The sequence below is a fragment of the Psychrobacter sp. JCM 18902 genome, from assembly GCF_904846615.1.
GTDB lineage: Bacteria > Pseudomonadota > Gammaproteobacteria > Pseudomonadales > Moraxellaceae > Psychrobacter.
This window is the reverse complement of sequence record NZ_CAJHBK010000001.1, coordinates 2,097,695-2,123,449: the sequence shown is the minus strand read 5'-3', so window position 1 is coordinate 2,123,449 and position 25,755 is coordinate 2,097,695. Positions and strand designations below refer to the sequence as shown.

Genomic DNA, 25,755 nt, shown 5'->3' with positions numbered 1-25,755 from the left:
GAGTTTTTGACATAGCTGACAAAATAATTATCTATACGAACCTAATCTTCAAGAGTGTTGGGTGTTGGCGACCATCTCACGCAATTTTGCCCATTCAAAATAATCACCGGGATCCGTTTTGCGACCAGGGGCAATATCGCTATGACCTGTTAGATGACGACGAGTTTTGGGGTAGGCGGCATAAATGGCACAGACCACTTTTGCCAGTACCGCATATTGTGCGGCGGTGAAGGACACAAAATCAGACCCTTCAAGCTCAATACCGATGCTATAATCATTACATTCAGGGCGACCCAAGTAGCTAGAGCGTCCAGCATGCCACGCGCGCTCATTAAAATTAACAAACTGAGTTATCGCGCCATCACGCTCGATAAATAAGTGAGCCGAAACCTCCGCGCCTTTAATCGTTTGAAAATAGGGATGCGCCGCCCAGTCTAGCTGATTGGTAAATAATGCTTTAACGTAATGGATGCCGTCAGCATCAGACGCTCCGAACTCGTTCGGCGGTAGGCTGATATTATGAATAACAATAGTATCAATACTCATATCTGTTGGTCGCAGATTGCAGTTTGGTGATGCAAGGTATGTGGCGGCAGATAATCTGCCATCGTTAATCGTTATTGGTGTTATGGACATAATATTCTCTTTTATCATGATATTAATAAGTGGGCATTGACCGCTGGTTGCTAGCCATTTCTATCAATTAATAGCCATTCTGACAGTAACTACCTTGATAACAGCCACTTTGACTAAGATATTTCAATGACTTAGCTCGTATATGGTTTTTAAGGTTATTTTAGTGAACGATCCAATCGGCATTATCAACCAGCTACCAATCACGCTATCGGCGTATGAATAATAACGTGCGAGGTTTACCCCATGTCTCTAAAGGCTAATTTTTTATCTGTAGATTGTACCCTAACTACTATGAGTCAACGAGCGCGTTTACCACTTGCTATTGCAGGATTGCTACTCTCTGCACAAACGCAAGCTTTTTTGCCAACCCCAGCATCATTAGTAACGACAGAGGCATTAGCGCCTACGCCGCAATCTGCTGCAATCGCTAATAATACGCCAAATAATGACGCTCCAGAAGATACCCAAGGGCTAGAAAAAAGCAACGTTGAGCAATTATTAGCCAAGTGGCGTGAGCAAGCAGCAACACAAAACTTAGCCCAAGATACGACATGGCGACGTTTATTATATTTCTTTGATGATCAAAAGAATTTGATTGGTAAGAAAAAAGACACCAGCATGGTTGATGAGGCTGACTTTTTTTTAAGTAAGAATGGACAGTATGATTCAGCTGCAGAGCTTGATGCACTATTGATAGCTCTTGCTAATGAGGTAGCGACGACGAATAACCGTACTGTCAAAAAAAATACTGCCAACAATTCGGTATTATGTCGTTTTCCAGCGCGTGTACAATGGTTGACCGATACATTAAACATTGACAAGGCGACGCTACAAATTAACTGTCCGGAGTTGAATGAATGGATGCAGAAGATTGCCCCCGAGCAGCTATCTATCATGTTTGCCCAAGAATATTTAGACAACCCTTTATCGGCCTTTGCTCATACTTTATTACGTATCGACTCAAAAGCGAGCGTGGCTGATCCGAGCCAGATTCATCACGCGGTTGCGCTGAATTATACGGTTGGTGGTAATCCAAAAGACAATTTTGTGGTGTATGCCATCAAATCAATGACCGGCGGTTATGACAATCTCATTGAAATCGATCCTTATCCAGCAAGGCTGGCGAAGTATCTGCAAGAAGACGAGCGTGACGCATGGACGTATCAATTGGATTTGACTCCAGCGGAAGTGCAGCAGATTATGTTACACGTTTGGGAAACCAAAGATTTAAAATTGCCGTATTACTTCACCACAGATAACTGTGCGTCTGAGATTTTACGCTTAATTGATGTGGTGCGTCCGCAGCAGCAGTTATTGAGTCAGCTGCCTTATGCGGTTATTCCCTCAGATGTCGTGCAATTACTTGATGATGAGGGCTTACTTGCCAGCACCAACTATACTCCTGCCGATAGCACTTTACGCCAAGCGCAATTAAACAAGGTTAAAGAGCAGCGCGAGCAATTCGGCTATCACAACAGCGCAAAACAGACGATCAATGAGATTAAATCTGCCCAACTCAATACGGTTTCGAGCATGTCAGCTGACGGACAGACGTTATTGCAGCCTACTATAGCGGTATCAGATAATAATCCAATAGACAGACATCCACTGCAACTGGCTCATATGGGACTAGGGCAGCGCGGTGATAATAACTATATCGATTTGGGCTTACGAGCGGGCTATCATGATATTCTCGATCGTCCCTCAGGATTCCCACAGTTTTTTGACTTAGAAGGTGCATCTGCGACTTTGCGCCTGTACGACACTGATAATGACAAAGCCAATCAGCCAAACAGTGTGGTTTTGCAAAATGTGACATTGATTCGTGGGCGATCATTTAATCCGATAAATTCTGCCAAAAAAGGCAAAACGTGGGGCGCCAGCATTGAAGCGACGCGCGTGAATGATGGCTCCCAGCAAGACGGTCGCGATCATTTAGTTGGGAGCTTGGGCTATGAATCAGGTTGGTCATGGGCATTTGGTACGCCTCGCACAGGTACAGGCGAGATGCCGCCGCAGCTATGCTATACCTTTTTGTCCGGCACAGCGCAAGCAGGACGCGGTATCAATAAAGGCTTTCGCGTTGGTGCTGGCGTGAATGCAGGCTGTCGTTATCAGATTAACAATCAGTTACGCGCGCAGGCTGAATTGCAACTGCCATATTGGTATCATGGCAGCAGCGATGAGTCTAATGCCCGTGGTCATTATTGGCAGCCGATATCGACATTAGGGCTGCAGTACGATATCGATAAAAAACAAGCATTACGCATTAATGCTAATTATGATTGGCAAGATCGTGTTGATGCCAATGAAGATGTACAGCTGTCGTACAGACGCTATTTTTAACATTTATTACTGAAAAAATGTATAGATTATTAAAAAGATGTATAGGCAGTCATTAGAAATGGCGTTCGAATAAAGGATAAATGATGAGTACGCAAAATTTATTGATTATTGGTCAAGGTGATATTGGTTTGCCAGTCAGCAACCAGCTGGCACAGGACGGCTTGAATGTCACAGGTTTGGCTCGTGGTGAGCGCCATCATTACTCTTTGGATGATAACGCTGAATTTATGCAAGCCGATGCATTGACTCTGACGGCTGAGCAGCTGCGAGATTTTACGGCGATAGCAATTATCGTTACCCCCGATGATTATTCGACCAGTGGCTATCATAATAGCTACTTAGCAATTAGCCAGCATTTGGCAACGCTTGCGGACAAACTCACCAACCTTTCACGCATTGTTTTTATTTCATCAACGGGTGTTTATGGGCAAGATAATGGCGAATGGATTGATGACAATACCGCGCCTGCAACGCCAGAGCGTGAAGCATCGCAGGTGATATTGCAAGCAGAACAAGTCCTGCAACAAGGCTTTGGTGATAAAGCCATTATCATCCGTCCAAGCGGTATTTATGGACGCGCGCGTCTCATGCGTCTGCGTAAAGCCCGCGAGCCACAAAAGGAAGCAGTGGCAGCCGCGCATTGGAGCAATCGGATTATGGATCGCGATTTGGTCGCTATCATCGCTAACGTACTGACTATCGATGCGCCCAAGCCCCTTTATATTGCTACTGATTATGCGCCAGTCACGACTTTTGAGTTGGGCGTTTGGTTAAGTCAGCAGATCAATGAAACGCCTCCTGCTCTTGAAGATAAAAAAATAGCGGTTACGGGAAAACGCTTGCACAGTAATATTCCATTAGCTTGGTTGGCATATCCTGATTGGCAAGTCGGTTACCGTGATATTTTGCGTCATCAAGAACAATATCAAGAACAACATTAAGAGTAATATGCCAGTTTGATTTAATTATTTTATATTTTATAGCTTATGGAGATTTCATGACCCAGCCTTCCACTTCTGACACTCATTTACCCAGTGCTGATCTTACAGCAGCAGGCGGTACAATTTCAGAAGGCAATGCTGAGCAGTCGTCTATCTTGCCAGATAGTACCCAACCTGCGATTGTACATCCTAATTTTGACCCGAGTCGCTTGGCACTTGATCCTGCCAGACCCTTGAGCGATATTCCAGAGCCTGCTAGGCGCTTAAATGGTCAATTGCAACGACTCTATGGTCGCTCTGCGCGTTTTTACCAGCCTAAAGAACACAGCTTGTCAAAATGGTCGCTGATTGCTTCAGAAGTATTGGGCGAGCATCTGTCATTACTGCGGGCGGCAAAGCTTGTCGAGTTTCCAGACAGCTTTTATCACAATCACAGCGCGCAACCATTATTATCATCATTAAATGGTATGACTTTGCTCGACATGGCCGATATTCAGCAGGCGCTTCGTGCTTATCCAAAACTGCATCGTTACGGTTTTGCACTGAATGGCTCTTCTGTAAGTACCGATACGAGCGTTAGTAGTAATGCTAAAAATAAACAGGCTTCTTTCCGTGCATTGACCAAACGTTATAACCCAGATGAGTTGCTTAACAGTGTTTACGCCGAAGATTGGCAGGTGGTGTTGCAGCCGCAGCAATTTGAGACAGGCGAGGGCAGTTTGGCTACTGACATTATGGCGTGTAGCGTCGCTGTCCATGCATTGAGGCAGTGCGAGACACGCAAAAGTATCAATCACCGCTACAGCGCCGCGCAAATCTGTCAGCACATACGCAGTTATCTGCTGAGTCAAATCATTTGTGAGCCATCGCAGCGCCATGCCTACCGTCAAATACGCATTTTTACAGGACATGTTATTGTTGCCGCGTATCATTTAGGGTGGGAGATACAAGTGAGTGAGGACGGTCAGTGTTATTTTAATCTCTCATCGCGCAGTGGCCTATTGACTCGTTATCCTAACATGCAGGATTACGACATCAATGGTTGGTCAAGCTGATCAATAATGCGTACAATAACGCCAATTTTTTGCTCTTCTTTTTGTCAATAGGAACGCTTCCATGCTTAATGCCTCAATGCCTAATGCGCAACACCCTTCTTTTTCCTCACATCAATTTATCCAACTGGCTTTAGACAATCAAGTTCTCAAATTTGGCGAGTTTGTCCTCAAGTCTGGTCGCATCAGTCCGTATTTTTTTAATGCAGGCTTGCTGGCGTCGGGTGAGATGTTGTCGTTGCTCGCGTGTGGTTATGCTGATGCCTTGGCTGAGCAAATGGCTGCTAGTCATAACGGTACAGATGAGCAGGAGCTGGTGATATTTGGGGCAGCGTATAAAGGTATTCCTTTTGTGGCAGCAACCGCGCAAGCTTTATGGATTCATCATGGTATCAATGCCAAGTGGGGCTATAATCGTAAAGAAGCCAAAACTCATGGCGAAGGTGGCAACTTAGTAGGCGCTGACGTTAGTGGTAAAGCAGTCTGGGTACTCGATGATGTCATTACCGCTGGTACGGCGATGCGCGAAGTGGTTGAGATTTTAGAGCAAGCAGGCGCTAGCGTTGCTGGTATTATCGTTGCACTTGACCGTAAAGAAAAGGGTCAGGCTGAGCATTCTGCTATTCAAGAGCTGGCCGCAACATTAGATGTACCCGTACGCGCACTCGTCGATATCGATGATTTAATCAGTTATTTGGCAGATGACCATGGCGTACAAAGCGGTCAGCATAAAGACGCGACCCAACTTGCCAAGATGCAACATTATCGCGAGCAGTACGGCGTATAGTTGGGCACTGAGTTCGAAGCTGTTCTATATTAATAATATAACGTAAGTGAGCCTTATCATGAGCCAAGAAAATCAAAAAAAATCGTTAAACATACTCGTTATTATGGATCCTATCGAGCAGGTTAATTATAAAAAAGACACGACCCTTGCGATGATGTGGTCGGCACAAGACCGTGGGCACAGCCTTGGCTATTGTCAGATTCATGATTTGTGGTTGGATCGTGGGCAACTGATGGTTGATACGCAGTCAGTGACCGTCAAGCGTGATCCTAAAGATTTTTATACATTAGGGGATAAAGCGACAGCGGCAATCAGCGACTATGACGTGGTGTTGATGCGTAAAGATCCGCCGTTTGACATGCGTTTTATTTATGCCACTTATATGCTTGATCATGCCAAAGCGGCAGGCGTGCTAGTGGTCAATGACCCACAAGCGATACGTGATTGTAATGAAAAGCTATTTGCCACGTGGTTTAGCGATTATATGAGCCCGACGATTGTGACCAGTAAACAGGCGCATATTCGCAAGTTTATCGCTGAGCAGCAAGACGTCATTGTTAAGCCATTAGATGGTATGGGTGGTACGGGTATTTTCCGCTTGACCGCAGATAGTCCAAATATCGGCGTCACGCTTGAGATTTTAACCGAGCTTGAAACCTTGCCGATTATGGCGCAGCGTTATTTGCCAGAGATCAAAGAAGGCGATAAGCGCGTGTTGATCGTTGATGGTGAAGTGGTCGATTATAGCTTGGCGCGTATTCCTACCAAAGGCGAAACCCGTGGTAATCTTGCGGCGGGTGGTAGCGGTGTTGCGATGCCGCTCACCGATATCGAACGTCAAGTGGCAGAAGTCGTGGCACCTATTGTTAAAGAAAAAGGTCTCATGTTCGTCGGGCTCGATTTAATCGGCGGTCGTATTACCGAGATTAATGTCACCAGCCCAACGTGTGTACGTGAGATTGATGATCAATGCGGTACAGATATTGCGACCGATTTTATCATCGCCATTGAGAATAAATTAGCAGTTTGCGCAACACTGTAAGGATAGAGTGATTTATCACTAAGCTATGCGCACAATACTTAAAAAACACTGTGCTAAGATAGATTGATAAACAGCATCTTTTCATAGCGCATAGAAAGGCGATAAAACGTCATTTATAAACGATGCTTTTATGATTTTTCGATAGTATTTATAAAAGCCAAGTCGTGATTGCTCGCGGCTTGGATTTTTGTTATTGACAGTGCATAAAGTGCTATATATCAGCCAACGATTTACTCTATACTATGCGAGATTTTATAGGGTCATTATTGGCTGGTGACTAAGATGATCATAGGATAATAAGTCCTTCATATAAATAAAGAAAAGATAGGCAGGCGTTCATGAAAGCACCGCATATATTAATGATGGCCGCGGGTACTGGCGGGCATGTGTTCCCAGCGCTGGCAGTGGCTGAGGAATTGACTCAGCGTGGTGCGGTTATTCATTGGCTAGGAACACCAAATGGTATGGAAAATGGCTTGGTTGCACCGACTGGTTATCCTTTTCATGCGATTGAGATGCAGGGTTTACGCGGTAAAGGAATCGGGCGTTTATTGAAGTTGCCAGTGACTTTATTGTCAGCGACGATGGCAGTTATAAAGGTGATTCGTAGTAATCAAATTGACATAGTTGTCGGTTTTGGTGGGTATGTGACAGCGCCTGGCGGTATCGCCGCACGTCTGACCAATACACCTCTGATTATCCATGAACAAAATGCCATTGCAGGCATGAGTAATCGCTACCTATCCAAGATTGCAACCAAGGTGCTGCAAGCATTTGAGGACACCTTTGCCAATAGTGCACAGGATGCTAAGCTTGAAACGGTGGGTAACCCAGTACGCAATGCCATCACTGGTGTCTCTGAACCGACGGTGCGTTATGATGTTAATGACAACTCACCGCTCAAATTGTTGGTGGTGGGTGGCTCACTTGGTGCACAAGCCTTAAACGACACTGTGCCAAAAGCGCTGGCATTGCTCAATCAGCCTTTTGAAGTGTATCATCAATGCGGGCGTAACAATGAGGCTACCACACAAGCGGCTTACGATGAGCAAGACTTGAGTATGCACAAGTTTGTGGTACAGCCTTTTATCGACGATATGGCCGCCGCTTATAATTGGGCAGATGTTATTGTTTGCCGAGCAGGCGCATTGACGGTTACGGAAATCCAGAACGTTGGTATTGCCGCAATTTTTGTACCGCTGCCGCACGCGGTAGATGACCATCAGACTGCTAATGCCCGCACTTTAACCTCACACGATGCGGCGATTTTGTTACCGCAGTCTGAGTTGACAGCGCAGCGTTTGAGCAATGAGCTTGCTGCCCTTAATCGAGAGAAGTGCCTAGCGATGGCCAAAAAAGGCCATGCCCTTGCCAATCGAAGTGCGAGCAAGCAAGTTGCTGATATTATTTGGCAAACGCTGTAGCCTATATTCTTATAACTGACTGTTTTTATTACCAATTATTTTGATACACTAAATTGTATTAGCCTTTAATAAAGAGAAGCCCTATGTCTAACCCTGCGAAAGCTCTACCTAAGCGTTTGATTGAAATACCAGAAATGCGTCGTATTCAGCATTTGCATTTTGTCGGTATTGGTGGCTCGGGGATGTGCGGTATCGCGGAGGTGATGAACAATCAAGGTTATCAAGTAAGTGGTTCCGATATCGCTGAGAGTTTAGTAACCAAACGTTTGGCACAGATTGGTATTGATATTGCGATCGGTCATGATTCTAAGAACATCGCTAATGCTGATGTCATCGTTGTATCGTCAGCGATTGATCGCAGCAACCCTGAAGTAAAAGCGGCATTAGAAGCACGTTTGCCAGTGGTACGCCGTGCCGATATGCTGGGCGAGTTGATGCGTTATCGTCACGGTATCGCTGTTGCTGGCGCTCATGGCAAAACCACGACGACCAGTTTGTTGACTACCATGATGGCAGAAGGGCAACTCGATCCTACCTACGTGATCGGCGGTAAGCTGAATGCATCTGGTAAAAATGCTGCACTGGGTAGCAGTCGTTTCTTGGTGGCAGAAGCCGATGAGTCTGATGCGTCGTTTTTATCGTTACATCCGATGGCCGCGATTGTCACCAATATCGATCAAGACCATATGGAAACGTATGAGAATAGTTTTGATAAATTAAAAGCTGCTTATATTCAGTTTTTACAAAACATGCCATTCTATGGTTTGGCGGTGGTCTGCGGTGACGACCCAGAATTGTATGCCATGATTGATGATATAGGTCGTCCCGTATTGACCTTTGGACTTGAGCCTTTTAACGACGTTCAAGCCATCGACTTGGTGACGGAAGGCACGAAAACTCACTTCACGGTACTGCGCCGTGACCGTGAACCATTACGCCTGACCCTCAATATTCCTGGTACTCACAACGTTTACAATGCGCTTGCCGCTATCACCATGGCGACCGATGAAGGGGTCGATGACGAAGCGATCAAACGCGCTCTGCAAAAATTTGAAGGCGTTGGTCGCCGTTTTGAGCAGCATGCCTCTGTCAGTCTTGATGATGGTAATGTTTTATTGATTGACGATTATGGTCATCACCCAAAAGAAGTCGATGCCACCATTAAAGCGGCGCGTCAAAGCTTCCCTGAACGTCGTTTGGTAATGATGTTTCAGCCGCACCGTTATAGTCGTACCCGAGATTGCTTTGATGATTTCGTTGAAGTACTCTCTAGCGTTGATGAATTATTATTATTAGACGTATATTCAGCAGGTGAAAGCCCAATTACTGGCGCTGATACCAAATCGTTGGCACGTAGTATTCGGTTGCGCGGTGAAGTTGAACCGACGATTATTGACAAGGACAATTTAGCTCCTGTCATGCAGCGTTTATTAAAAGCCAATGACATGCTCATTACTCAAGGTGCAGGTAATGTAGGGCAGATCGCTGTCGACTTGGCTGCCAATAACCTTTACATTAAGTAAGCTAAAAAATTCTAGGAACGATCTTCATGACGACTGATACTAAAGAAAATACCAGCACTCAAAATTCAGATAATTTAGAGAGCAATGATGCCACTCTAAACACGACGACCAGTGATGCAAAAGATGCCAGACAGTTTGGTAGAGTGGCGGTTGTCTATGGCGGCAGTAGCAATGAACGCAGCGTGTCGTTAGACAGTGGTGCTGCCGTATTGCAAGCGCTACAAAACCAAGGCGTTGATGCCACTCATTTCGACCCTAAGCATCAAGACATCACAGAGCTACGCGAGTATGACCGTGTGTTCAACGTACTGCATGGTCGCGGCGGCGAGGATGGTTTGTTGCAAGGTGTGCTGCAATGGTTTGATATTCCGCAGACGGGTTCAGGCATTCTGGCATCAGCGCTGGGTATGGATAAGGTTCGTACCAAGCAATTGTGGCAGGGTTGTGGGTTAGCAACCGCGCCATTTTCATTGTTAACAGCTGAAACTGACTGGCAGCAAGTAGTTAACATGCTAGGTTTACCACTTATTATCAAGCCCGTTCATGAAGGCTCCAGTATTGGTATGACTAAGGTCAACAATCTTGACGAGTTGCCAGCGGCTTATGCAACGGCGGTACAGTGCGGTGATGCAGTTATGGCTGAGCGCTGGATTACTGGTCGCGAGTTTACAATCGTCATTATCGACGATGAATCTTATCCAGTCATTCGTCTTGAACCTGCTGATATTACCAACTTCTACGATTTTGAAGCCAAGTATAATCGTAATGATACCAGTTACTATATTCCCTGTGGTCTGAGCGCTGCTGACGAAAAGCATTTACAAGATCTGAGCCTTGCAGCGTTCCGTGCCGTTGATGCCAAAGGCTGGGGACGCATCGATGCTATGCAAGATGAAGCAGGCAACTTCTGGTTGCTTGAAATCAATACAGTGCCAGGCATGACCAGCCATAGCTTGGTTCCGATGGCAGCCAAGGCTCGAGGCATGGACTTTGATGCATTGTGCTGGCATATTTTAGCGCAGACATTAGAGTGACTGGTATAGCAGTTATTGCTTAAATAGTTATTTAGCAATGCTACTTTTTAACATTGCTCATTTTTTAACATTGTTCATAATGCTATTGATATTTATTGAGACAGTTGTCATTGATAGGCTGTCTTAATAAACCAGTGATAAAACTTATGAATCATTAGAGTTAAATTTTTCTTATAGCCTGAGAATACTACTAGACGAGAACGGGTTAATGTATCACTAGAGCTGCTATACCACAGCGTCATGTAAACTTGTGTAAATTCGTTGTCACTAGTAGGGGTTAAGCTATTGTTTAACCATAAAATACGTTAATATTGTAATTATAGGTCTGTTTTAGTGATATTTCTGTTTTCTATGAATTTAGCCCATAAGTTATTCATAAATTAAGAAAAATGTTACGTTTAAATGAGCATAATGTCATCCTATAAATCGTTTTAGTAAAATATTTTGATAATATGTCAACTTAATAGGCCTCTGCAAAAATATGCAGAGTTACATTTATAAATAGCATGATCAGTTTTATGCAAATATAGGGACAAAGGTCGTTATGGCTCAAACTGTCAACGAGGTAACTGACTTGATGAGTGATAAAACCCGTCGCCCAAACTCTAAGTTCCAAGTACCGACTTCGCTCAAATATTTTTTTATGGTATTGGTACTAGGGTTGCTCGTACTGATATTGATAATGGGTGGAAAAGCGTTGCGTGATGCACCGCCAGCTTCTATCCATGTGAATAATCAGGGTTTGACAGTTACCCAATATCGCGCATTGCAACAGGTTATGAATCAACAAAAGGTAAGCAGCTTTTTTACCTCTGATTTGCAAGCGTTAAGAGATATTACGACGGGTCTGGCTTGGGTTGATCAGGTCAGTATTTCTCGTGATTGGCAACGGGGCATAGTCGTTACCGCATTACCTAAGCAAGCGGTTGCTAATTTTGGTACAGAGCGTTTGGTGGATGCAAAAGGTGCGGTTTTTGTCCCTGCTGATAGTAAAGATCTGACGCAAGAACGCTTCGCCACCTTACAAGGTGAGATAACTCAAGCCCCAGTTATCATGCAGCAGATGCAGCAAGTTAACGACTGGTATGCGCCACTTGGTATGCAAGTCGAAGATATTATCCTGTCACCAAGAATGACTTGGCTGATTCGTTTTGACAATGGACTGCGTGTGATTGTTGATAACGAGAATACTGCGCAAAAGCTGCTGAGTTTAAGTCAGCTGCTCGGCAATCAGTTAAGTGAGCGTCGAGGCGAAATACAGTCTGTAGATTTGCGCTATAAAAATGGTTTTACCATCGCTTGGGATATGGCACAGCCAAAGATTGATGAAGCAAAATAACGATAGATAGCATAAAAAAAACTGGTTAGCATTTTAGTTTGAGCTATTTTGATAGTTTTTAGCACAGAATATACAACATCATAGCGTGTTGATAACGCTTTTTTTAATGATCTAATGGAGACGTCATTTGGTCTCCTGTTTAGCGATAATTTGTCTGGTACCATGAAAAATACTGAAAATCTGGTTGTTGTCCATCTAAGTGCCACGGCAGTCTATGTCGTTATTGGTAACGTTGTCTCTGCAAAAGACATCCGTATTCTGGGCGTGGGACAAGTCAAAAATAGCGATTTTTACCAAGGTCAAATAAAACACCGTGAACGTCTACAAGGTGCTATCAAGCAAGCCATTCAAGAAGCAGAAGATACTGCCAATTGCCGCGTGCACAGTGTGTGGTTGACCCTAGCAACACCGGAGTTATCGAGCAAAAATAGTGCAGGCGAGGTACGTGTAGAAGATGAGGCGGTACGTGCCAAAGATATGGTGCAGGCGTTGTCTAATGCCAAGTCACGCGATCTATCATCAGACTACTATCTAATGCATTGCTGTCAGCAGGGTATCTATGTTGATGATCAAGATTTCATGGTGGATGATGCGATCGAAATGATGGCGCATAATATTACTGTGATGTATCACATGATGATGATGCCCGTTGCTAGCCGTCAGAATATCCAAAAATTACTGCAAAGCTGTGATGTTGGTATTGACCACATTGTATTTGATGCAGTGACGAGTGCTGAATATAGTTTGATGAGTGACGAGCGTCAGCAAGGGGTTTGTTTGGTAGATATTGGTGCTAGTACGACCAGTATTTGCGTTTATAAAGAAAACAAGCTGATATTTACCCATTGTATCGCGACAGGCAGCCACGAAGTAACGATGGATATCTCAGCTGATTTTGGTATTTCCATGATTGAGGCTGAAAAGCTGAAAAAAACCCATGGTACTGTCGATGTCAATAGTGTCGATCCCAGCTCGTTCTTTATCTTTAAACCACAAGGAACAGGTGACGAGATTAATATTGGTATCTATAATCTAGCCCGTATTATTGAAGCGCGCTATGTGCAGATATTTACGGAAGTTGCTCGTCAATTACATGAGGCTGATCTCATCGGCTATATCGACAAAGGTATCGTACTCACAGGTGGCGGTACGGCGATTAAAGGTATGATACCCTTTACCAAAAAATTGCTCAAAATGCCCGTAGTATTAACCAACACTCATCCTGCTATTAGTGCTCATAACCATTTTGATAATGATGAGTCATTTAAGCAGCTAAACAGTCAAGTAAATGATCGTGCTTATCAAACGGCATTTGGTACACTATTATATAGTCAAAGCGAGCAGTTTCGCCGTAGTGAAAAAAGCGAGCCTGAAGCGATTCAAAAAAATCGAGTCACTGGTGTTTTTCAAAGTGCAGGGCAGCGTTTTGCTAGTGTACTCAAAAAGATATTATAATCTGTTAGCAAAACATACTTATATTAAGCAGCATAAGAGTATGCAGCTATATAATAGGCAAGAATACGAAAAGTAACACCCTGTACTATACTGGCATATTTTGGCTAGCACAATTATCTAAGCCATTGCCCTGTTTTATTTAAATACAATTATATATAGTAAGTCGATAGCGCGCCATATAAGTGTGTTACCAAGTATCGACCATCACGCTATCTGCAACTGGAGAAACCTTTTTATGTCAAAATACACCATGCCAGATGATAACCAGCCTCAAAATAACGGCCAAGCAAGCTTCACTGTATTCGGTGTTGGTGGTGGTGGCGGTAATGCGGTTGAACATATGGTACAACAAGGGATTAGAGGTGTAACGTTCGTCTGTGCTAATACGGATAAACAAGCGCTTGATCGTTTAACTGCACCGCATAAATTGCAACTTGGCGCAAAAACGAATCGCGGTTTGGGCGCAGGAGCGAACCCAGAAGTTGGGCGTGAAGCAGCAGAAAGCGAAGAAGAAGCCATCCGTGCATTACTCGAGCATTCAGACATGGTGTTCATTACTGCTGGTATGGGTGGTGGTACGGGTACAGGTGCAGCGCCTGTGGTTGCTCGAATTGCTAAAGAAATGGAAGTTTTGACAGTTGCCGTCGTGACTACGCCATTTAAGTTTGAAGGTGGCAAACGTATCAAGGCTGCTAAAGCTGGTATTGAGCAATTGACTAACTTTGTTGATTCTATCATTACGATTCCGAATGATAAGTTGATGAGTGTCTATGGCAATATCTCTATGCAAGATGCCTTTAAAAAAGCGGACGATGTGTTGTTACATGCGGTTCAAGGTATTGCTGAAACTATCGCTAGTGAAGGTATGATCAATATCGACTTTAACGATATCCGCACTGCTATGACTGCTAAAGGCCATGCAATGATGGGTATCGGCCGTGCTAGCGGCGATGATCGTGCGCGTCAAGCAACTGAGAAAGCCATCAGATCACCATTACTTGATGACTTGCGTTTAGAAAATGCAAAAGGTTTGCTTGTTAACGTAATTTCTTCTGAATCACTCTCATTAGATGAGATGAGCAAAATCAGTGTTATTGTCGAAGAAATTACAGATATTGACGATGCACATATTTTCTATGGTTCAGTGATTGATGAAAAAATGGGTGATGACTTACATGTCACTGTTATTGCAACGGGTCTGACTTTAGATGAAAACGCTGGGCAAGAGCCAGAAGTAGTCGAGACACCAGTTCCTTCTGTCAATAGCACTCAGCCTGTTGACCCCAACGTGCATACCAGTGCTTTAAACAGCCAGAAGCAATCGCAAGCTCAGATGTATCAAGAAACGGCTAGTGCTACTCGCTCAAGCGCGCCTCAAGAGCAAGCGAAAACCAAAACCAATAGCATTCAAGACTATCTAAAACGTCAACAAAATAAATAATATTTTCAGATGTTTGGGATAAAAAAAGCCAGTACTAAGTTGCTGGCTTTTTTGTGTGTATAGAAAATGTCGATATATTAGCAAACTGATTCAGCTATGAGCGCGCTCTATTTATAAAAATCGCCTCTCAATGCGAAAATAATCATTAATAAATAGGCGTATAAAACAATTTATGATTGTAACATTTGGCTGTTATTTCCCTGTGTTAACAGAGGCAATGTGATCAATAAGACATGAGAACCATCAAAATTTATTGACGATAAGTGTTATCAATCAAGGAGATAAGGAAATTAGCGAGTTTTAACTATGGCGAACTAGGGGCGGGTAATGATACACTATGGCAATTGTAACAAAATATGTGAGAAGACAGCCATGAACCAAAGAACCATAAAAACTGCGATTGCTGTTACAGGTATTGGTCTCCATAGTGGTCAGCCTGTTGACTTAGAGTTTCATCCGCAACCTATTGATACGGGTATTGTTTTCGAGCGTTCTGATATCGAAGGCAGTCAGCCGATTCCAGCCAGTGCTTTTTTGGTGCAAGACACTATGATGTCGTCAAACCTAGTGTTTGGTGGCACACGTGTGGGGACGGTCGAGCATTTGCTTAGTGCCATTGCAGGACTTGGCGTGGATAACCTTTTAATTCGTGTATCGGCCTCAGAGATACCGATTATGGATGGTAGTGCCGCTCCTTTTGTAGCGTTGCTGCTTGACGCAGGATTCTGCGAGCAAGACGCTTTAAAGAAGTTTATAAAAATCGTCAGACCTGTAAGAGTAAAAGTGGATGATAAATGGGCAGAACTGCGTCCTTATGAAGGGTTTGAGCTAAATTTTGAGATTGATTTTGATCATCCTGCTATCGACAAAGATTTTCAGCATGCACAGTTGCAGTTTTCGACGCAAAACTTCATTGAGCAATTGAGCTCAGCCCGTACTTTTGGGTTTTTACGAGATATAGAAGCCTTACGTCAGAATAATTTGGCGTTAGGAGGCAGTATGGATAATGCTATTGTTATTGATGAGGTAAATATTCTTAACGAAGAAGGTCTGCGTTTTAATGATGAGTTCGTTCGCCATAAAATTTTGGATGCTTTAGGTGATTTATATTTGATTGGCTATCCGATTTTGGGTCGCTTTAATGCTTATAAATCTGGTCACGCGTTAAACAATTTATTGGTACGTGAGATACTATCTGACCATAATAATTTTGAAATTGTAACTTTTGATGACAATGTAACGTGCCCAATTCAGTATTTACCTCTCGAAGGTTTGACTGTTGAAGGATGAATACAGGAATATACACGAAGTATCGAAACATTTACGCAATATTACATAATCCAGCAGTAATTACATTCTAATAATATTCGTTTTTTTGAATGTATTGTTTAGATTATTTTAACAATTCTGCTCTAGAGTAGAGAATATCAAAGCTGTGGATAGTTTTTCAATCATCTGTTGGTGACGTTCATAATGTGAACGGAGCTAGCAGGTGATTTTTTTTGTTTGCGTCATTACAAAATCGCAGCGTTATCAGCTGATTTTTACGGTTTTGTTTACACAACTTTACATAGCAATATTAATAATTTCAATGATTTGCCAGACGCAAAAGTGCTTTTTTGAGATTTTCATCAGTGGTGACATGCTCTGCGGCCTGTGATATAGTCCGCTTTGTGTTTTGGCTAAGAGCCTGATTTTCATTGGCTTTACTAGACTTTGACAAAGTTGCTGATACTGCTGATAGTTGTTTAGATGAATGATTATCAGCTGAATTTTTAGCTACGTCGACGCGAATTTGCTTGAGTTGTTTAAATGTAATTGACTGCTCTGTTAAGACTTGCAAATAAGCGCTCTGCAAATAGCGAATATGATTGGCAGCAGTCATTGAGCCCACACTGAGTATTAATTGCTCGGAGGTGAGGCCTACGACCCAACAGGTATTAAGAATTTCTTCAGGTAGACAATCTACCAATAGCTCTTTTACCTCGTTGGTCGCTTCTATGTATAGCCGCATATTGTCAGCAAGCGTTCGGGGTAGTGCGCTACCAGCAAAAGCTTGATGGTCGATAAGTTGGGCAAGCCGATTTGGCTGTTTTTTTGACATCGTGATGACTCATCTAATAGGTGACAAAATCGATATTCATAATTGACATGCTGAAAGCAATTGATACTGAACGATTTGCGAGACAGTGAACTAAGCGGATGGTATCAACAGATAATACCAGTATTAGTCACTACAGAAAGAATAGCGGGCTGTTTTAATAAGGATTTTATCATGTTTTGTAATGATCATCTCCTCTAAACTAATTGATGCTTTGTCACGGATGACGAGCGGTCTTGTATTAACAATAGGTAGTAAATTTATGAAACAAGCTTTATTAATTTTGTCAGTATTGGGAATGGGTATAGCACAGACAAGTGGTGCTGTCGAAACAACCTTTCAACCAAATAATACCTTGAGTCATACCATCACTAATATCTCTGCTTCTGCGAACTACGGTTCTAGCCGCAATATCTATAGCACTAACAGTGGTGCTCATGTATATAGCAATGATGAGATCAGTCAAGCCATTGATAATTTAAGTGCGCATGCCAAGCAAAAAGAATACCAGCTTGCTTCGCTTACCAGCCGTTTGTCTTATGAGCAGCGTCAGCAGCAATCAAGCCGCGCTCCTGATCGCAATTCTGCTCCTGCGATTGCAGCGGCAAGTGCATCGCGAGTAGCATTATCTAGAAGCTCTGGCTACTGTGCTCGCTATGTACGTAAAGCGCTACAATCAGCAGGTTACGAATTTACGCCTAACCCTTCAGCTTATCAGTATGCTTCTCGCGGCACACTTGCTCAAGCAGGTTTTACCAAGATCAGTAATGATATGCAGCCACAAGTGGGTGACGTCGTTGTCTATAATCGTACGTCAAACCGTCCACATGGTCATATCCAGATCTTTGATGGTAACGATTGGGTATCTGATTTCCGCCAAAACAGCATTAGCCCATACAGTGGCACTTACAGCTATACGACATGGCGTGATTCGCAATATGTCGATGATGCATCAGACCGTGGTATTTACCTTGCGATGGCTGATAAATAGTAGCCAGTTAGATATAGTCTAAGTTAAAAGTTTTCTCCAAATCCAGTAATGCTCTTTATAGCGTTGCTGGTTTTTTTTGCGCTTTGAGTTGTAATGCTTAAGTTAAAAGTAGAGTTAAAGCTCAAATCTCGACCAGTGGCTACGATTGTGAAAGTCAGGCGGGGAGGCGTGGTTTGGGGCAAAATATAAAGCAATCTCACCAAACCATAAAATAACGCAAGGATGTATTTGCTCAATCACAGTATTTGCGATGGCGTACTGCTGATTGGGTCGTTGGATTACTGGTACATTAAAGCTGCGCTCATAATGATGAGGTTTATTTGCGACTGATGGATCATTAAATAAAGGATTCTCCACGTACCTTAATGTTGGCTTTACATTATTTATCCAATTAATAGACGCGCGCGCCTGTCCATCAGCTGCATATAAGGGTGTTGGCGGTAAGGTCGCAGGATTACGATAGCTTGCAAATTGATATAGCGCATAACGACCGTCTGGATTGGCATTAATCTCGATATAGGGCGTTGCCTTTTGAGCATCCGTTAGATTTTCATCATTTATCAGACGACCAGCGATAAAACACTCAAGGCAAGTCTCTTCCCACAAGTAATCATCGAATTTTACTTGCGATTGCTGCCACATTGACCAATTTAGCTGCTTTGCTAGCAGTTGGTTGGGCAAGGTGAGTTGATAGGTTAGCTGTAAGTATAGTGATGGTTGTCGAATGACCTGAGCACTCACATTTATAGAGATGCGCTGCAACTCATCCACTGTTACACCCAGTTGCTGCGCATCATTTACTATGGTTTCGGTGGCCACATAGAGATTGAATGATTGATTCATAAGTTAAGACCCGACAATAAAAATATAGAAGTAACCATAAGAAAAGTTGTACCGACTAAGCGAGCTAATATTACACGCTAAGTAAATCTAAAACGAGCAGACAACATAAAAGCCGCGAGCAAGATGCATCGCGGCTTTTATGTTTATCGTCGCCATTTGGCTATGATTTGAGTTGATATGGCATACCATACCATACCATCACTCAAACCAGCTGGTCATCACATATTATTATGCATGACGTGCTAAGTTAGACAATTTTGGGTTGGCGTTTGGATTTTTACGTAGTAACAATGCCATACGACCAATAGAATGAACCAAAGACGCGTTAGCCGCTTTGGCAAGTTCAGCACCGATGACATCGCGTTCTTCTTTTGTGCCAGCAGGCAGTTTTACTTTGATGAGCTCATGATCTGATAGAGCGCGGTCAATTTCTTCAGTAATGGTTGGGGTAATACCTTTATTGCCAATCATGACGATAGGTTTGAGGTCGTGACCAATGCCTCTTAGGCGTTTGATGGTAGCGTTATCGAGTTGCATAGAATTCCTAGGTGTTGGTAAAAATAAAAGACAGTGCTATTAAGAGCAGTTGACGACCATTATAGATAATCTGTGGTCATCTTGCATGAGATCAGCAGGATTTTGCACGATTTTACGTGATGAAAATGTTAAACTGAATGTTTGGGCACATTATAAACGCTACTGTCTGATAAATCAGTGTTTTAACCAATAGAATTTCGCCAGTCTAAGACTGTAAATGTATAAAAATCTTGATTGATAGCATATTCGAATGAATTTAACCCATATCGAAAGTGCTTCATAAATCTTTTAGCTACTTCAGTAATATGTATGAATGTTTTGCAAAGCAATAGGAGCAGGTATTTTGGCCACGCGTATCGAAAATAAAAAACTGTCAAAGAGTAGTAGCGCTTGGATGAAAGAGCATATTGACGATCATTATGTGCAAAAAGCGCAAAAAGATGGCTATCGTGCCCGTGCCGCCTATAAATTACTAGAAATTAATGAAAAGACCAATATTATTAAAAAAGGCATGACGGTTGTAGATTTGGGCAGTGCTCCAGGCAGTTGGTCTCAAGTGGCAGGTCAGCTAGTAGGCGAAAAAGGTATTTTGATTGCCTCTGATATTCTGCCGATGGATACATTGCCTGATGTGACCTTTATTCAAGGCGACTTTCGCGAAGCAGAAGTATTTGATGCGATCATGGCAGAGGTTGGTGATAGACAGGTCGATGTAGTGCTGTCCGATATGGCACCAAATACGGCAGGAAACAGCGCAATCGATCAGCCACGTATGATGTATTTATGCGAGCTGGCAGTGGACTTCGCGCTTGCAACCTTACCAGAAGGTGGCGCACTTATTATGAAAGTGTTTCAAGGTGAAGGCACACAAGAATTACGCAAGCAGATGCAGCAGGATTTTAGTAAAATCCGTAGTATCAAACCAGGTGCGTCAAGACCACGGTCAAAAGAGATGTTTTGGATAGCGATTAAATAATCATAAAGTCGTTATGTCACAGCCATTGTAAGCGAGATAATGTGTCACCATAACATAGTCTCATGAGCGTATTGAACCCGCTACAATCGTTAACTGAATAATAGCGAAACCTGCTTGAATTATGCAGGTTAGCACCACATATCATGGTATATTAACTTTGTTTCAAGCATATGTTTTAGGCAAAGTCGTCTGACAATAAGCGCCTGATGTGCTCATCTATGATAGATATATAGGTCATTGATATTTATAACTTGTGAAAACAGTCCCCATGCAGCATTTGAGTTGTGTGAGTCTGACTCATAAATTTTGGCTATGAATATATCTACTAAAAAATGAGCGATACGTTTATAGACGTCACGTGTTTAATAAACACACCAATAAGTAAGGGATGGGAATAACTAGTGAGCGACATGGTAAAAAATACCTTATTGTGGCTGGTGGTAATCGGCGTTTTGGTACTGGTGTTTAGCGGCTTTGATCAATCATCCGAGCCGGATAGCCTTAACTACTCTGAGTTTGTGACCGCTGTGTCAGAAAACCAAGTAGCCAGCGTTGAAATCGATGGCGAGCAAATCACCGGCGAAAAGAAAAATGGTTCATCATTTGAGACCATTAGACCAGCTGTGTCAGATGATGAGCTCATGCCATTGCTGCGTGAGAATCAAGTCGAAGTCCAAGGGACTGCCCCAAAACGCCAAAGCGTCTTGATGCAATTACTGATAGCCAGTTTCCCAATTCTATTGATTATTGGTCTGTTTTTATTCTTCATGCGTAACATGCAAGGCGGCGCTGGCGGTAAAGGCGGCGGCCCTATGAGCTTTGGTAAGTCAAAAGCTAAAATGCTGACTGAAGACCAAATCAAGGTGAACTTTGAAGATGTGGCTGGTTGTGAAGAGGCCAAAGAAGAAGTGGTTGAAGTGGTCGAGTTTTTACGCGACCCTGATAAATTTACCAAACTGGGTGCGACGATTCCACGTGGTATCTTAATGGTAGGTCCTCCAGGTACCGGTAAAACCTTGTTAGCCAGAGCCATTGCTGGTGAAGCTAAAGTGCCGTTCTTCTCAATCTCAGGTTCTGATTTTGTTGAAATGTTTGTCGGTGTCGGTGCCTCACGTGTACGCGATATGTTCGAACAGGCTAAAAAGAGCGCGCCTTGCATCATCTTTATTGATGAAATTGATGCGGTCGGTCGTCATCGTGGCTCTGGTATGGGCGGTGGTAATGATGAGCGTGAGCAGACACTGAACCAATTATTGGTCGAAATGGATGGTTTTGAAGGCAATGAAGGCGTAATCGTCATTGCAGCGACCAACCGTGCGGATGTGCTTGATAAAGCGCTATTGCGTCCAGGTCGTTTTGACCGTCAGGTACAAGTGGGCTTGCCAGATATCAAAGGCCGTGAGCAAATTCTTAAAGTGCATTTGAGAAAGCTGCCGAATACTATCGGTGTGGATGCCAATGCATTGGCTCGCGGTACACCAGGTTTCAGTGGTGCGCAGCTGGCCAACCTTGTCAACGAAGCGGCATTGTTTGCAGCACGTCGCAACAAGACCAGTGTTGATATGAATGACTTTGAAGATGCAAAAGACAAGTTATATATGGGTCCTGAGCGTAAATCAATGGTCATCCGTGAAGAAGAGCGCCGTGCTACTGCTTATCATGAAGCAGGTCACGCCTTAGTCGCTGAGCTACTACCAGGTACCGATCCTGTGCATAAAGTAACGATCATGCCGCGTGGTTTTGCGCTTGGGGTTACTTGGCAGTTGCCAGAGCATGACCAAACCAGCATGTATAAATCAAAAATGCTGAGCGATATTGCTATCTTATTCGGCGGTCGTATCGCTGAAGAGGTCTTTATCAATCAAATGTCGACGGGTGCTTCTAACGACTTCGAACGTGCAACCAAGATGGCTCGCGCCATGGTGACGAAGTACGGTATGTCTGATGCGCTTGGTATTATGGTTTATGAAGATGAAGACAGCTCGCAAGGCTATTTTGGCTCTAGCAGTCGTACGATTTCAGAAGCCACACAGCAAAAGGTCGATGAAGAAGTTCGCCGTATGTTAGAGGAGCAATATGATATCGCGCGCGAATTGATTGAAGGCAATCAAGAAAAAATGCATGCGATGGTAGATGCTCTTATGAAGTGGGAAACCATTGACCGAGATCAGTTGCAAGATATCTTAGCAGGTGAAGACCCTCGTCCACCTAGAGTTTATCAGCACAATGAAGTCAACTTATCGAAAAATGATATTAAAACAACCAACTCAACACCGCCACCGTTACCAGCGATGTAATTGTTAATTGTTTCATATCCAATAGAAAAAGCCCTTTATCATAAAGGGCTTTTTTGTTGTCCATATTTCGTGAAGGGTTTAGTACAGAATAGAGTTTACTGGTATCATAAGCACAGCGTATAACAAGCACAGCGTATAACAAGCACAGCGTATAACAAGCACAGTGCAATAATTAGAATGTTTTGATGAGAGATAATTTGGTTATGTCCTTATTTCAGCCCTTACCCAGCTATAAGATATCAAGTCGTGATAAAACACTAGATCTATCGCAGCCTCATATTATGGGTATTCTTAATGTCACACCCGATTCGTTTTCAGACGGTGGACAGTTCAACGTGGTAGATAAAGCAGTTGCTCATTGCCAGCAGATGATAAAAGAAGGTGCGACTATTATCGACATTGGCGGTGAGTCTACTCGTCCCAATGCGGATGCTGTGGGCACTTCTGAAGAGATGCAACGTGTTGTGCCAGTGGTTCGAGCCATTCGCCAGCATTGCGGGGAGGATATTTGGCTATCCATTGATACCAGCAATCCAGAGGTTATGAAAGCGGCTTTTGACGCTGGTACTGATATTTGGAATGATGTACGTGCACTCAAATGCGAGGGTGCAGCAGTACTAGCGGCTGAGCTTGATATACCAGTCATGCTCATGCATATGCGCGGCGAGCCAACAACGATGAATAATTTGGCACACTATGACGACATCATTAGTGATGTAAGGGCTGAGCTATTATCGCGTATTGACGAAGTAACAAAAATCGGTGTTAAGCGTGAGAAAATTATTATCGATCCAGGCTTTGGTTTTGCGAAAGATTATGAGCATCATTGTGCACTATTAAGCCAGCTTGGCAGGCTACAAGCGCTTGGTTTACCGATGATGTTTGGCATTTCGCGCAAACGTTTTTTAGCGGAAGTATTGAGTAAGAGTGGCGTCGAAGTCGTTGCTACTACTAACGCGGTAGATCGTGATGTGGTAGGTACGGCAGCTGGTATCTTTGCCCTACAGCAAGGCGCTGGCATTATACGCACCCATAATGTGGCGATGATGCAGCAAGCAGTCGCCTTATGGCGTCAATTATCTGCGCATAATTATCCTTAATCCCAATTTAAAATAATGAGAGTACTTTTATGACCACACCGATTCAGCCAGAACCAACCAATGAACAGCGCCGCATTATCTATCAAGCACGCCGTGGATTAAAAGAGTTAGACTTTTATATTGACCTTTATGTCAAAGAGATTTACTTAACGGCAGAGCCTGCTGAACAAGAGACGTTTGCAGAAATGCTGACTCATGAAGACCCTGATTTGTTGGATTATTTCACCAATCAAAATCGTCCAGAAAATGAAGAGATATGGGCGCTAGTCAATAAAATTAAGACATGGCGTCATACCAAAGATTTGACTTAAAAACTGATTTAGATATAAAAAATGGTTGTCCAGAGCTGGCATAGCTAAGCTTGAGCAACATAATGGTCTGCCGTTTTTTTTGGTGATAAAATATGACCTTGGCAAATTCGTTACGTATTGATACGCCTATTCGGCCTGCCAGCTATTTTCGTTTGCTGCTTTATAGTGGGTTGACCGCCGTCATGGTTGTACTGGCATGGCTTGCTTCTTTACTGTTATGGCAATATGTGCTTATTTTAATCGTTACCGCCGCGGTGATTATTTATTTAACATTATCACGACCCATACTGCTGCACCTTAGCCAACCACCACTTAGCCATCTTGTTGATCAACATTGGCAGCTACTGCTCCGTACGGGTCGCGGTGATGAGCTATGGCAGGCACAATTAATCAATGTCTCTGGATATCGATGGGCGATAAGCTTTGAATTCAATGTTATAGAGCCTTATAAGCGCTCTTTATCAGTGACCATCTTTCGAGATCAAGTGAGCCCTGAACAATGGCGAGAGTTGAATGTTTTGGCTAGATTGTATTGAATATTCATGAATGGTGCTTATCAGTGCCATGACCGAATGTTCAATATGCCTAACATAAACGCCGAAAATACGAGTTAAGGCAGTATTTTTTTATAGCACCCAATGAGCGGTTTTTTCCATGAATTTACGAACGCCTACATGTCATAACAAAACACCTATCTGGATAGCGAAAGAGATTTGTTATATTGCAAGAGAATTGTGAATCGCATAAGTAAATCACGCTGTTGCTTAATATATTAAATTAGCAGCGAAGTTTTTAGCGGTTTATAGATAATAAATAATATGACAAAAAGGAATCGAGAATGAGCTTATTAGGGAATTTGGTTAGTCAGGTGGCCCGTCGTGCGATGGATCCTGAAGATGCGCAGCGTAATCCTGTAAATCAACGCATTGATCCAAGTCGTACAGGTGGTCTTGGGGATATATTGGGTAGCGTGCTCGGCGGTGGTAGTCAAACTGGTGGCTACAATCCACGCCAGTATGATCGTCAGCCAGACAATGGTTTTGGCTTAGATGATATTCTCGGTGGGTTAACAGGCGGTGGACTCACTGGTGGCAATCAAAGTGGCGGCGTCAATGCTGGTGCTGGTGGTCTGGGCGATATTTTAGGCAGCGTATTGGGTGGTCAGCGTACCAAAGGCGGATTCGGTGGTAAAGGTATGCTAATCGCTGCACTCATGCCAATGGTACTAAGCTGGATCAAACGCAATGGTGGCTTGAGTGGTGCATTATCGAAAATTACAGGTATGGGTTATGAAAACCAAGCGCGTTCTTGGATGAGTAACCAGCAAGACAATGACAATCTTGATCCAAATGATATCAGTCAGTTATTCGATGAAAATGAGATTCAGCAGGTTGCAGCACATACTGGTGCTAACGACGTAGAAGTCCGTCAAGGTCTTGCTGAATTGCTGCCAGAAGTAATGAATCAGCTGACACCAAGTGGCAATTTGGATAATGAATCTGAAGCCAATGAAGAGATTGATCAAATCATTAATCAACTATCTAGTCGACTAGGTGCGTTAAAATAAATTTATCTTTTA

General features: G+C 43.3%; 23 protein-coding genes. 19 read left to right on the top strand and 4 right to left on the bottom strand.

All coding sequences use genetic code 11. The features are described 5' to 3' along the window. Positions 1 to 48 precede the first annotated feature (48 nt). The gene (gene ampD / locus JMY05_RS08715; RefSeq protein WP_045444158.1) at positions 49 to 636 is read right to left on the bottom strand and encodes a 1,6-anhydro-N-acetylmuramyl-L-alanine amidase AmpD; all 588 of its coding nucleotides are present in this window, start codon (positions 634 to 636) and stop codon (positions 49 to 51) included. Between the two features lie 291 nt (positions 637 to 927). On the opposite strand from ampD, the gene JMY05_RS08710 reads away from it, so the two are divergent. From JMY05_RS08710 to lpxC, 12 genes are all read left to right on the top strand, one after another. Beyond that, the gene (locus JMY05_RS08710; RefSeq protein WP_227678149.1) at positions 928 to 2,982 is read left to right on the top strand and encodes a DUF4105 domain-containing protein; all 2,055 of its coding nucleotides are present in this window, start codon (positions 928 to 930) and stop codon (positions 2,980 to 2,982) included. Positions 2,983 to 3,065: 83 nt separating this feature from the next. Beyond that, a complete protein-coding gene (locus tag JMY05_RS08705; protein ID WP_201614838.1) occupies positions 3,066 to 3,923 on the top strand; it encodes an SDR family oxidoreductase in 858 nt (285 codons plus the stop codon). Between the two features lie 56 nt (positions 3,924 to 3,979). Further along, positions 3,980 to 4,978, top strand: a complete 999-nt coding sequence (locus JMY05_RS08700) for a hypothetical protein (RefSeq protein WP_045444163.1) — start codon at positions 3,980 to 3,982, stop codon at positions 4,976 to 4,978. A 61-nt stretch (positions 4,979 to 5,039) separates the two neighbouring features. After that, positions 5,040 to 5,762, top strand: coding sequence for an orotate phosphoribosyltransferase (gene pyrE / locus JMY05_RS08695; RefSeq protein WP_413786569.1), 723 nt, complete (start codon positions 5,040 to 5,042; stop codon positions 5,760 to 5,762). Between the two features lie 58 nt (positions 5,763 to 5,820). Continuing rightward, positions 5,821 to 6,804 (top strand): glutathione synthase, encoded by a 984-nt coding sequence (gene gshB, locus JMY05_RS08690; RefSeq protein ID WP_201614836.1) that lies wholly within the window; start codon positions 5,821 to 5,823, stop codon positions 6,802 to 6,804. A 338-nt stretch (positions 6,805 to 7,142) separates the two neighbouring features. Continuing rightward, a complete protein-coding gene (murG, locus tag JMY05_RS08685; protein WP_045444165.1) occupies positions 7,143 to 8,228 on the top strand; it encodes an undecaprenyldiphospho-muramoylpentapeptide beta-N-acetylglucosaminyltransferase in 1,086 nt (361 codons plus the stop codon). A gap of 83 nt (positions 8,229 to 8,311) precedes the next feature. Then, on the top strand, positions 8,312 to 9,751 hold the full coding sequence (gene murC / locus JMY05_RS08680; RefSeq protein ID WP_201540480.1) for a UDP-N-acetylmuramate--L-alanine ligase: 1,440 nt from the start codon (positions 8,312 to 8,314) through the stop codon (positions 9,749 to 9,751). 26 nt (positions 9,752 to 9,777) lie between these two features. Then, complete coding sequence (locus tag JMY05_RS08675) at positions 9,778 to 10,785, top strand: D-alanine--D-alanine ligase (RefSeq protein WP_201614834.1); 1,008 nt, start codon at positions 9,778 to 9,780, stop codon at positions 10,783 to 10,785. Positions 10,786 to 11,329: 544 nt separating this feature from the next. Then, entirely contained in the window at positions 11,330 to 12,124 is a 795-nt protein-coding gene (locus JMY05_RS08670) for a cell division protein FtsQ/DivIB (protein ID WP_045444168.1), read from the top strand. Between the two features lie 162 nt (positions 12,125 to 12,286). Continuing rightward, positions 12,287 to 13,579 (top strand): cell division protein FtsA, encoded by a 1,293-nt coding sequence (gene ftsA, locus JMY05_RS08665; protein WP_198329470.1) that lies wholly within the window; start codon positions 12,287 to 12,289, stop codon positions 13,577 to 13,579. A gap of 235 nt (positions 13,580 to 13,814) precedes the next feature. Then, positions 13,815 to 15,020 carry a cell division protein FtsZ gene (gene ftsZ, locus JMY05_RS08660; RefSeq protein ID WP_045444174.1) on the top strand — a complete coding sequence of 402 codons (1,206 nt, stop codon included), beginning with the start codon at positions 13,815 to 13,817 and terminating at the stop codon, positions 15,018 to 15,020. 372 nt (positions 15,021 to 15,392) lie between these two features. Continuing rightward, complete coding sequence (gene lpxC, locus JMY05_RS08655) at positions 15,393 to 16,310, top strand: UDP-3-O-acyl-N-acetylglucosamine deacetylase (RefSeq protein WP_045444177.1); 918 nt, start codon at positions 15,393 to 15,395, stop codon at positions 16,308 to 16,310. Between the two features lie 298 nt (positions 16,311 to 16,608). Here lpxC and JMY05_RS08650 read toward each other — a convergent pair whose 3' ends face one another. Beyond that, positions 16,609 to 17,124 carry a hypothetical protein gene (locus tag JMY05_RS08650; RefSeq protein ID WP_045444180.1) on the bottom strand — a complete coding sequence of 172 codons (516 nt, stop codon included), beginning with the start codon at positions 17,122 to 17,124 and terminating at the stop codon, positions 16,609 to 16,611. Between the two features lie 259 nt (positions 17,125 to 17,383). Between JMY05_RS08650 and JMY05_RS08645 the strand changes: the two genes are divergently transcribed. After that, positions 17,384 to 18,112 carry a CHAP domain-containing protein gene (locus JMY05_RS08645; protein ID WP_045444182.1) on the top strand — a complete coding sequence of 243 codons (729 nt, stop codon included), beginning with the start codon at positions 17,384 to 17,386 and terminating at the stop codon, positions 18,110 to 18,112. A gap of 114 nt (positions 18,113 to 18,226) precedes the next feature. Here the strand turns inward: JMY05_RS08645 and JMY05_RS08640 are convergent, their stop codons facing one another. Together JMY05_RS08640 and JMY05_RS08635 are read right to left on the bottom strand one after the other, a co-directional pair. Then, entirely contained in the window at positions 18,227 to 18,955 is a 729-nt protein-coding gene (locus JMY05_RS08640) for a hypothetical protein (protein ID WP_201614832.1), read from the bottom strand. A 228-nt stretch (positions 18,956 to 19,183) separates the two neighbouring features. Continuing rightward, a complete protein-coding gene (locus tag JMY05_RS08635; RefSeq protein WP_045444184.1) occupies positions 19,184 to 19,492 on the bottom strand; it encodes a YhbY family RNA-binding protein in 309 nt (102 codons plus the stop codon). A 343-nt stretch (positions 19,493 to 19,835) separates the two neighbouring features. Here JMY05_RS08635 and JMY05_RS08630 point away from each other — a divergent pair, with 343 nt between their 5' ends. The 6 genes from JMY05_RS08630 (at position 19,836) to JMY05_RS08605 (ending at position 25,743) form a co-directional block, all read left to right on the top strand. Next, positions 19,836 to 20,468 (top strand): RlmE family RNA methyltransferase, encoded by a 633-nt coding sequence (locus JMY05_RS08630; RefSeq protein ID WP_045444188.1) that lies wholly within the window; start codon positions 19,836 to 19,838, stop codon positions 20,466 to 20,468. A 401-nt stretch (positions 20,469 to 20,869) separates the two neighbouring features. After that, positions 20,870 to 22,765: an ATP-dependent zinc metalloprotease FtsH gene (gene ftsH, locus JMY05_RS08625; protein WP_055124711.1), complete on the top strand. Its 1,896-nt coding sequence runs from the start codon at positions 20,870 to 20,872 to the stop codon at positions 22,763 to 22,765. Positions 22,766 to 22,968: 203 nt separating this feature from the next. Continuing rightward, positions 22,969 to 23,865, top strand: a complete 897-nt coding sequence (folP, locus tag JMY05_RS08620; RefSeq protein WP_045444626.1) for a dihydropteroate synthase — start codon at positions 22,969 to 22,971, stop codon at positions 23,863 to 23,865. Between the two features lie 29 nt (positions 23,866 to 23,894). Continuing rightward, positions 23,895 to 24,176, top strand: coding sequence for a succinate dehydrogenase assembly factor 2 (locus tag JMY05_RS08615; RefSeq protein ID WP_045444191.1), 282 nt, complete (start codon positions 23,895 to 23,897; stop codon positions 24,174 to 24,176). A 92-nt stretch (positions 24,177 to 24,268) separates the two neighbouring features. Beyond that, positions 24,269 to 24,712, top strand: coding sequence for a protein YgfX (locus tag JMY05_RS08610; RefSeq protein ID WP_045444193.1), 444 nt, complete (start codon positions 24,269 to 24,271; stop codon positions 24,710 to 24,712). A 302-nt stretch (positions 24,713 to 25,014) separates the two neighbouring features. Next, positions 25,015 to 25,743, top strand: a complete 729-nt coding sequence (locus JMY05_RS08605) for a YidB family protein (RefSeq protein ID WP_201614830.1) — start codon at positions 25,015 to 25,017, stop codon at positions 25,741 to 25,743. Positions 25,744 to 25,755 lie beyond the last annotated feature (12 nt).